The following is a 1,725-nucleotide window of genomic DNA, read 5'->3' on the forward strand; positions in this document are numbered from 1 at the left end:
CACGCGCTGATTCCCGGTGTCGGCTTTCTTGTCGCCATTGCGCTGGAGGGGTTGTGCTATGGCCCGCTATATGCAGCATTTTTCCATGTTTCCGTAGACACGCTGGGCCAAACCACTACCGGTCAACCGATGACGGTCTGGCTGTTGCTGGCAATTGGTGCCGCAGGGTCAGGCCTGATGTTCTTGCGGATGAACTGGGCAATCCAAGGCGAATCCTCACCCGTCGCACCGATCTTCTGGGCGTTGTGTGCGGCGAGTTTCGCCCCGACCACAGTGTTGATCCTTGAATTCATGTGGAACCCCGGCCCGGTGCTTGGGGCATACCCATGGGCGCTGGCGGTCATTGTCGTCGCTGCATTCATGGTGTTGCTGGCGAGCCGAACCGCTGCGGGTCCGGAGATGTCGCGCCCGCTTCGCACCGGGCTTTTCGCTGTGGGCGCGTTGACGCTTATCACGCTTTCCTTCTTCCTGATCCTGACCAAATCGGCGCTGACCGTGGCACTCGCGGTGATGGTGCTTGGTACGGCGCTTCTGGACCGGCGCTATCGGCTACCGCCCTTGACGCTGTTCATTCAGGTTGCTGTCGCGATCATCACCTATCGTCTGGTGATCTGGCCGGGTTTCGACTGGGCGTTGCACTTTGATTATGGCACTGGCCACTACGCAGTGTCCTATCTCGAATGTGCCTTTGCCTTCGTCGCATCAATGGGCCTTCTGGCCGCATCGTGGTGGTTGGCGCAGGGGCAAAACCCGAAAACCGCGCTGGTTCTGGAAAGCGCCTGCTGGTCGATCCTCGGTGTCTTTTTGTCAATCACACTGATGCGCGCGGCACCCCCCACCGATGCCCTGAGGCACTGGGTCATGGGGCCGATGGCGGCAACTTGGGCCGCGCTGGCGTTGACGCAGCTTTATCGTATGCAGGCAGGTGGGCGGTTGCTGACCATCCTGCGCACGGTCCTGGCCGGGATATATGCGCTGTTGGCTTTAGCCGCTATGGCGTGGCTGCTCCTCGCTGCCAATCCCTTGACCGAGTATAATGAACAGGTGGCCGGCCCGCCGATTTTTGACAGCCTCGCACTGGCCTTCCTGCCATTGGCGGTGGTTTTTGCTGTCGGCGCATGGAAGATCCGGCATTTCGGCAAAATACCCCGGATTGCCCTGATCATCGCTGCAAGCGCCTTTTCTGCGCTTTATGTCGGTTCGGAAATCCGCCGTCTGTGGCGCGGGCGTGACCTGACCGTGCCGGGTTTCACCGATGCAGAGCTTTACAGCTACACGCTGGCGATGCTGGTCGCCTCGGTCGCGCTGTTGTTCCTTGCCTTCACCCGCAGGTCCGATCTGTTGCGCAAAGTCGCCATGGTCGGGGTCGCGTTGACCGTCGCCAAGGTGTTCCTGATTGACATGTCCGGCCTGTCGGGGTTGATCCGGGTGTTTTCCTTCATGGGATTGGGCTTGTCGCTCGTCGCACTCGCATGGCTCAACCGGAAAATGACCGCGCAATGGGAACGCAAGGCCCCCGCTGGCGACCCGCCCGCGCAACCTTCTAAGGATGTGGAATGACGATAAGCCGGTAGACCGGCAGGCGAGGGGAGAGGTTTATAGACCCCTCACCTATACTGGCCTACAATCTCACGATCTTGATGTTGTTGCCTTTGGCAGACAGGGCAATTTCGCCACGGCACAGGCGCAAGGCATCTTCGCCAAACGCCTCCATCCGCCAGCCGG

General features: G+C 60.2%; 1 protein-coding gene. It reads left to right on the plus strand.

The genetic code is table 11. From position 1 onward, the window contains the following. Nucleotides 1-1,560 (plus strand): DUF2339 domain-containing protein (locus L0H65_RS19460; protein WP_301460836.1); only part of this gene is annotated, 1,560 nt, incomplete at its 5' end. Between the last annotated feature and the right edge of the window lie 165 nt (nt 1,561-1,725).

It is taken from the genome of Pseudorhodobacter sp. (assembly GCF_030452865.1).
Classification (GTDB): domain Bacteria; phylum Pseudomonadota; class Alphaproteobacteria; order Rhodobacterales; family Rhodobacteraceae; genus Pseudorhodobacter.